The following is an 8,404-nucleotide window of genomic DNA, read 5'->3' on the forward strand; positions in this document are numbered from 1 at the left end:
CGAACTTTTCCGTCCTCCGGCCACAACGCCCTGCACCTGCGGCCGGTTCCCGGAGGCCGTCAGCTCTGCGCCGGTGTGCCGCCCGTCACGGTCGGCACCGTCGGAGCGGGTCCGCCCGGCCGGAGTGCCTCGATCGTGGCGTCCAGCCCCCGCGGCGGCAGATCCGGTTCCGGCTCCCGCAGATCGCGCAGGCCGCGCGGACCGAGCGGACCGTCGACGGTGGCCGGCCGCTGCCCGGTCACCAGCGAGCCCAGCCCCTGGAAGGCGGTGGACGGCTCCGGCTCCTTCAGCCCCGCCAGCGGGTCGGCGGGCGGGCGGCGCGGCGTGACGCGTCCCAACTGGAAGGCGGGCGGCGTGGCCCCGGACCCGGAGCCGCTCCCCGACGGAGTGGTCTGCCGGACGGTGTCAGGAACCACCACCGGGGTGACCTCCGGCACGGTCTGCGGTTCGGTCTCCAGCACCGTCTGCGGCACGGTCTGCGGCGCCGTCTCCGCCTCGGTCTCCGCCGGAGGCTCCGGAGCGCGGAGCGAGACCGCCTCGCCGCTCTGCGCACCAGGGCGGAAGGCCAGGTAGTGGTCGCTCATCACCGTCCCGGGGGTGCACTCCACATCCGGGATCTCCATGCTGACCGGGATCAGGCCCACTTCGGTGAGCGGCTTCCGCTTGCCGTCGTAGAAGGTCAGCGTCACCTTCGCGTAGCCGTCGAACACCGAGACGGGCGTGTTGAACTTGGCGTGCGACATCGCCCGGCCGCCGTCGTTCGCCGAGTCGCCCTCGCGGCTCCGGTGCTGGACGCCCGCGTTGGCCGTCAGGCTGGCCTCGCCGAGCCCGGGCAGGCTGCCCTTGACGCCGAACTGGGCCTGGCCGCCCCACAGTTTCCAGTCCACCTCGGTCCGGGCGGTGGAGCTGGAGGTCTCGTTGATCGGGCTGAGTTCGAGCTTCTTGTCGGTGGCCCGGTACTCCAGTTGGACGAGTTCCATCTTCGCCTTCACGCCGCCGTTCGACACCAGCCTCCGGCGGTCGGAGTTGGGCGTGTTGATCTCCTCCGGGAAGCGTGCGGAGATCTGCGAATGGCTGAGGGTGTCGCGGGCCGCCTTCTGCATCCGGTCCCAGGCGTCCGCTCCGAAGTACTCGGGCCCGCGGACCCGCAGCACGTCCTGGACGCCGTGGACGTCGCCCGCCCAGCGCATCACGTCGATGTCGCGCGGACCGTCCCAGATCCGGGCCGGAGGCACCCGGACCGGCATCGGCCGCTCCTCGCCGGGCGGCAGGTCGAAGGGCCTGGGCACCCGTTCGGCGGTCTCGGCCGTGAACCGCCACGGGCTCTCGGCGCTGCCCGCCGAGCCCGTCTCGACCAGCGCGTCGAACCCGATCTCGGCCTTGCCGACGCCCCGGCTGGGGCTGGTCAGCTGCCGGATGCCGCGCTTGGCCGCGCCCGGCCAGTGGGCCGGGTTCCAGCGCGAGCCGCGGACCGGCTCCTCGCGCGGCGCCACCTTGTGCTGCCCGCCGACCGGGAGCAGCGGCTCGCGCTCCATGTAGTAGTGCAGGACGGCCTTGCCGGTGAAGTCGGATCCGCCCTGCTTGGACTTGCCGGTCATCCCCGAGGTGGTCGTACGGGCTTGCAGCTCCTGCCGGTCGGTGCCCCGGCCGTGCGTCACGCTGCCGCCGCCGACGACGGCCGGGCCGTGCCCCAGCGGGTTGGAGGTGCCCAGCCCGGAGACGGTGACGGTGTCGCCCTTCCCGCTGCCGAACGCGGTCGCGCCGTCCGAACTCGCGAAGGAATGCTGGACGTTGGTGCCGGCGTTGAACTCGACCTGCGCACTGTCCCCGACGTGCTCCAGCTCGCCGACCGAGGCCCAGATCCGGACGGTGGAGCGGCCGTGCTTGATGACCATCTCCTGGCCCGCCATCATCGACTTCAGCTGCGGCTGCAGCCGGTCGGGCTCCAGCGCCGCGAGGACCTTCTTCTTCATCCCGCGCCAGTCCGAGCCCAGGACCTTGCGGCCGGGTGCGTCGAGCGGACGCACCGTCACCTCCTTGGCCGACAGGCCGTCCCTGCCGGGCTCCAGGTGGAAGGCGTTGTGGACGATGTCGGTGTCCCCGAGCCGGTGGGTGCGCTGGATCCGGTCCGGGACGTGCTGCCGGACGGGCTCCGGTGCCACGCCCTCGTGCACGGCGGGCGGCAGGGCCTGCCGCAGCGGCACCGCGACGGTCGTCTCGACCGGCACCTCGGCGTGCGGCTCGGGGAACGCCGAGCCCAGCTTGTGCAGGTCGAACTCGACCTTGAACTTCGTCGTACCGGTGAACTCCCCGGCCGGCTCGACCGACTTGCCGGTGCTGACCGTGCCACCCCGCCGGTCCACCGTGTGGCCCTCGGTGTGCACGCTGGTGTGTGCGTAGGCGGCGCCGACCTGGGCGTGCGGCAGGGTCGCACTGACCGCGGCGCCGACGGTGTGGGTCACCTGGGTGTCGGCGGTCACACCGGAGGCGGTCCGCGACTGCCCGCCCTGCTGGAATTCGTACGCCTTGACCGTGTTGGTGTGCCTGAAGTCGTCCCCCAGCTCCGCCGTGACCTTGATCCGGCCCTTCCAGCCGTTGACCGAGACCTCCTCGACCAGCTCGCCGCCACGGGTCAGCCCGGACAGCCGGGGCTTGAGCGCGAACGGGTCGAAGGCCTCCCGCAGGTCCATCAGCACCTTGTCCGGGATGGTGCCGGCGTGCCTGCCCAAGGTGTTCTCGATGGTGTGCAGCACGTCCACGTCCCCGTGCCCGAGGCTGTCGACCACGTCGGACGCGGACAGCTGCCCCTTGTTGAGCCGGGGTGGCGGACCGTACTCCTCGGCGGCCGGCACGGGTCGTGACGTGGCCGGGTCGACGGCCGGGGTGTCGGCCGGGGTGTCGGCCGACGCTCCGGCGGTGTGGGTGCCGGCGGTCGCGGGGTCGACGGTCGCGGGGTCGGGGGCGTGGAAGAGTGCGTGGCCGTCCTCGCCCACCTGATCGGTCAGGCAGTCGCGGGCGTTCAGGCTGAGTTCGGCCGGCAGCTCGACGCTGAACGTGTGGTCCCGGCCGTCGACCTTGACCGTGACGTCGACCGCGACCTTCGACTCGTAGATCCCCTGCTCTTCGCTGTACTTGCCGTTCGAGTAGGTCTTCCCCGAAGTCCCGCTGCGCAGGCCGTCGCGCTCGCGCTGCTGCCGACTGTAGGAGGCCTGGCCGCTCATGCTGTGGGTGGCGTCGAGCGGGCCGCCCCCGCCGGCCCGGCCCTGGTAGGTCTTGGCGTCCGACACCAGGTGGCGGTCCGCCTCGAAGGTGGTGACCTCGCTGACCGGATTGCGCTCGGCATCCTTGACCCTGCGGTTGAAACCCATCTCCGTCACATGGGCGGTGGCGCTGACCTTGACCTTCTTCCGCGTCAGGCCGACCGTCTGCTCCGGGGCCTCCAGGCGCAGGTCGCGGGTCATCGAGACCAGCCGGGACGACACCTTCGGGTGGCTGAAGGCCTGGAGCACGTCCTGCTTGATCCCGGCCCACTCGCTCTTGCCCAGCAGGCTCTCGCCGCGGGCGTTCAACTCGTCGTGCAGGGGCCGGATGTCACGCAGGTCACGGACGGTCGTGGTGTCCTTGAGCCCGCTCTTCCAGACGTCGGCGGACGGCTTGAGGACCTCGGCGCCGACGGGGAACGCCTTGGGCGGCCCCGGAGGCAGCGGCTTGCCCGAGTCCGCCTGGAACAGCGTGGGGTCCACCGGACGTTCCGCTCCCCCGGCCTGGTCGGTGGCCGGCGCGTCGAGCCGACGGGCGTCGGCCTGCGGGATCAGCGCGCTGAAGCCGATCCTGGAGTCGGCCTCGCCGTGCGTGGTGCCGAGCGGCGTCGACTTGGTGAACTCGAACTTCAGGGCCGCGACCCCGTCGAAGACGACCCCGGGCTCCTTGGTCTTCGTCGTCGAGGTGACCTCGAAGCCGCTGCCCGTGATGCCCACCCGGTCCCGGACGAACTGCGCGCTCGCGCCGCCGCCGAGCAGCGCCGGCTTGGCGGCGGCCAGCGTCCCCTGGCCGGTCAGCGGCAGCGTGACCGCATCACTGTGGGTCACCTGCTTCGAGCTCGAACGGACAACTCCGGTACCGAAGTTGAACTCGGTCTTGGCCGGGGTGACACCCTTCTGCCAGGCGCTGTCGAGCTTGGCGCTGATGTCGACCGCGCCCGTCACCAGGCCGGTCTTGTCCTTGACCTCCAGGTGGATGCTCTGACCGGCCATCATCCCCCTCAGCTCCTGGTGGAGCCGGGTGACGTCGACCTCGGCGAGCATCTTGGCCCGCGCGTCGTCCCAGAGCCCACCGAAGAACTCCTTGCCGGGTTCGTCGACACCGCTCAGCACCTCGGCCATGCCGTTGCGGCCGCTCTGCGGATCGCGGCCGGACCAGACGTCCAGCACCACGGCCGCGCCGAGACCCTGCCCCCCGGCGACCTTCTCCGGCAGCTGGAAGTGCTCGGTGACCGGCTGCGGCAGTCCGTCCGCGTCCAGACAGTCCCGGGCCGGGATGCCCACGGTGGCGCCCAGCGCCAGGGTCTCCTCGTGGACTCCGGTGAGCGTCTCGAAGGGCTTGCCGTTCTTCTTCAGCTGGCTGAAGTCCACCTTCAGCTCGACGGTTCCGGTGAACAGTCCGACCGGCGCGACGGTCTTCGCACGGCCGATCACCCGGTCGGCGTCGATCCGGACCTTGTCGGTGTTCGCGTCGTGGAAGTACTCCGCCGGCACGGTGTACGTGCCCGGCGCGCCCTTCGTCCCGAGCTGCAGACCGGCACCGGTGCGCCAGCGGCTGCCGTCGAACGAACCGATCGCGGACTGCTGCTCGGACCCGTGCTCCTGCTCCATCGCGTCCGCGGTGCCGACATGGTCGAGCCGCTTCACAGCAGCGGTGATCGCGACCTTGCCGTCCCAGCCGTTGCCGCTGAACGGGGCCTCCCGGACGTTGCCCCGGGAGAGCGCGGCGAGGTCGGGCCGCAGGGTGGACGCGCTGAAGAAGCCCTCGGCCATCGTCCTGGCCGCGGGCAGGTCGAGACCGAAGGTGTCCTTGAACAGCCCGGTGATCCGGTCGAGGACCACCGCGTCGCCCTCGTGCAGGCTGACCAGCAGGTCCGCACCGCCGAGCGTCTCGAAGGCGGCCACCCGCGACGGCGCGGTCAGCACCTTGTCCGGGTCGATCGCCTGCTCGGGGGTGAACGCCGGGTCCTTGCGCGGCGGCTCGCCCGGGTGGTCGACGGACCCCCCGGCGTCGGAGTCGCTGTGCGGGAGCGACGGAAGCGACTTCGACGAGTCGCCGGACGACGTCTCCGACGGGTGAACCGATGGATGGCCCGACTCGGTCGGCGACGGCAGGCCCGACTCGCTGGGCGGGGTCACCGTGATCCTGGGCACGGCCGGGCGCCGGGAGCCCTCGCCTCCCTCCGTCCCCTCGATCCGGGGCAGCGGGACCGGCGCGGGTGCGACCACCGTCGGCTCGGTCCGGGGGAGTTCGTCAGCCCTGGGCTCGACCAGAGGAGGCACTTCCTCCGCCTTCGGCTCCACCGGGTGCTCGACGGCGTCGACCCCTTCGACCCCTTCGACACCCTCGACGCCCTCGATCCTGAGCGCCGGAGTCGACGGCGGCCCAGCGGCCTCCGGCTCGACCAGCGGCGGTTCCCCGGCCTTCGGCTGGGCCTGCGGCAAGTCCTGCTCCACCAGAGGCGCGTCCTCGGCCTTCGGCTCGACCCGGGGCACCTCGACCGTCGGTACGACCGGGGGCAGGTCCGTGAGCTCGATGTCGTCGGACGTCTCCCGACCGTTGGCGTGGTCCTGGTTCCCGCCGTCCGACGCCGGGTTGCCGAACTTGGCCGAGGTCTCCAGGAGACCGTAGTCGGCCGTGCCGCCGGTGCGGTCCCCCTCGTACGGGCCGGAGGTGGCGGCCCAGACGTGGTCGAAGTCCGGGAAGGACTTGGGGGCCTTGCCCTGCGCGGCCTCCCAGGTGTCGTGGATGCTGGGATCGGACCAGTACAGCTTGCCGTCGGTGCCGTGGATCAGGGCCAGCGCGTGCCCCTCCTCACCGGCCTTGCCGAGCAGCACCGTCGAGAAGGTCCCCGGTCCGCCCTCCCGGACCTGCTTCAGCAGGGAGTCGACGCCGGACTGGTCCGTCCCGAAGTCGTGCGGAAGGCCGTGACGCTTCAGCAGCGTCATCGCCGCGCCGTCCTCCGCCCGGTCCTCGCGTGGCCGGGCGGCCGGGCGGGGGCGGCCGTAGTGGGTGTCGCGCAGCGCCTCGGTGTTCTCCAGGCAGTTGTGCAGGTTGCCGCCGCTCTCGGCGGTCTCGTGCGGGTTGACCAGGTCCAGCAGTGCCTTGTCCGGGTGGGGGAAGGGCTTGCCGCCCTTCTCCAGGAGGTGGTCCTCCAAGGCCTTGCGCTGCGCCGGGGTCGGCGGTTCGAGTCCGCGCGCGCGGAGCACCGCGTCGGTGTTCTCGTAGGCGGGCGTGCGCTGCCGCTTCGCGGGGGGCATGCCCTCGGCCGGACGCTCGCCGCCCGAGCGGGCGGAGTCGTGCGCGGGTCCGTTCGTGGGGCCGGCCGCGGCGAGTCTGTCGCGCAGCCTCCGGGGGGTGCTGATCGGCCGATCCCCGGGCGGGGTGGTCCTGCCCGGCTCGGTACCGAACGCCTGCTCGTGAGAGCGCTTTCCGCCACCGGCCTGCGCTCCGGTACCGCCCCGCTCCGAACGGGCCCCGAGCCCACCGCCCACCGGACCGGACGGCTGGACCCGTCCCAGCCGCATCCCGGAGCCGGAGGCGTTGCCGCCGGCCTCGGTCCGAGGCGGCCGGGCGCTCTGCTCCGAGGACGGACGAGCCGTCGAGGTCGTGTGCGCACCGACGGCGGAGCCGGTCGGCGGGGGCACGAACACCCCGCCGTTGGCACTGCCGGCCGGGTTGTCGGCCGTACTACCGGCCAGGTCCGCCGGAGCGGACGGGGTGGGCAGGTCCGCCGGGCCCGCCTGGCGCTCCCGGGCTACCGTCCCGGTCGGGACCGGGGCGCTCGCGACCCGGGCGCCGTCGAGGTGGGTCCCGGTGACGCCGGGAAGGTGCCCGGCGGTCGGCGGGGTGGCGCTGTCGGCCTGCCCGCCGACCGGGCCGAACACCGGCTCCGCGTGGGAGACCGGCGCGGGTCCACCCCCTGCCTCGGCCGCCGTCGTCGGGACGGGCGCGGGCCGGCTCTCCGGCTCCGCCGTCCGCGCGAGGTCGGGCGCCTCGCTCTCGCGCATCGGCGCGGCGGCCGCCTCACTGACGGGCGCCGCCTCGTGTACCGGAGCCACCTCCTGTACCGGAACCGCCTCCTGCACCGGGGGCGACTCCTGCACGGGAACGGCCTCCTGCGCGGGAGCGGCCTCCCGTACGGACGCCGTCTCCGCGACGGGCGTCTGAGCTTCTTCCCGGGGAGCCGCAGTCTCCTGGACGGGAGCGGCTTCCGACGGAACCTCGTGCCCGGTGAGCGCCTCCGGCGCGGGTATCGACCGCGCCGACTCCTCACCCGCCGCCCTCTGGTCACCACCGACTGCCTCCGCGCCGCTCTCCGGTGACAACGCCTCACCCTGGGCAGCGACGGTCTCCTGGACGCGGGCGCTCTCCGACGGAACCTCGTGGGCGGGCAGCTCTTCACTCGGGCTGAGCGGTGCCCGGTCCGGCGACGCGGACCGGTCGGTCGGGGCGCTGTCCCGGTTGCCGAGGGAGGCGGAGGAGGGTTCGGGCGTGGAGGTGCCACGCTCCGACGCCCCCTCCGAGAAGGCGGGGGCCGTCTCGGAACTACCGGCCCGGGGAGACTCGGCCGAGGAGGACGGAGCAGCGGAGGTGCGGTCGGAGCCGAACGGGACCAGGCCGGTCGGCCGGTCGGCCGACGATCCGCCCTCGTCTGCGGTGGGGCCGGCGGGCCCGCTCTTCTCCCCGGAGCCGGTGGGGCCCTGGTAGCTGTCCTCGGTGGTGGGCTTGCTGTCGGACGAGAAGGTCGGGTGCTCCCCGCCGGGGAGCGCACCGCCCTCCGGGACCGTCTTCGGCTCGTTGAAGTGGGCCTTGGCCGCGCTCGCCCCCGCGTGCAGCCCGGCGCCCGCGCCACCACTCAGGCCGGAGCCGAGCAGGCTGTTGCCGTCGACGTGGCCGGTCGTGATCAGCTGCGTCGCCGCGTCCGTCCCCACACCGACGCCCGCGCCGGTGACCATCTTGCCCGCCGTCGTGCCCATCGCACCGCCGAGGCCCAGCTTCTCCCCCGCCGCACCGACGCCCTTGCCCAGCAGGTGACCGGCCGCACCGGCCACCGCGCCGCCCTCGGCCGCCTGGCCGAGCTCCTTCATGTCGATGCTCTTGCGGTGCCCCTGCGCCACCTCGATGGCCTGCGCCATCAGGT

Annotated in this window: 1 protein-coding gene; it reads right to left on the minus strand. The window is 73.2% G+C overall.

All coding sequences use genetic code 11. From position 1 onward, the window contains the following. Positions 1–59 precede the first annotated feature (59 nt). Positions 60–8,381 (minus strand): toxin glutamine deamidase domain-containing protein, encoded by an 8,322-nt coding sequence (locus ABD330_RS15085; protein ID WP_344465054.1) that lies wholly within the window; start codon positions 8,379–8,381, stop codon positions 60–62. Positions 8,382–8,404 lie beyond the last annotated feature (23 nt).

Origin of the sequence: Kitasatospora kazusensis, assembly GCF_039529945.1 — a bacterium.
Lineage (GTDB): Bacteria > Actinomycetota > Actinomycetes > Streptomycetales > Streptomycetaceae > Kitasatospora > Kitasatospora kazusensis.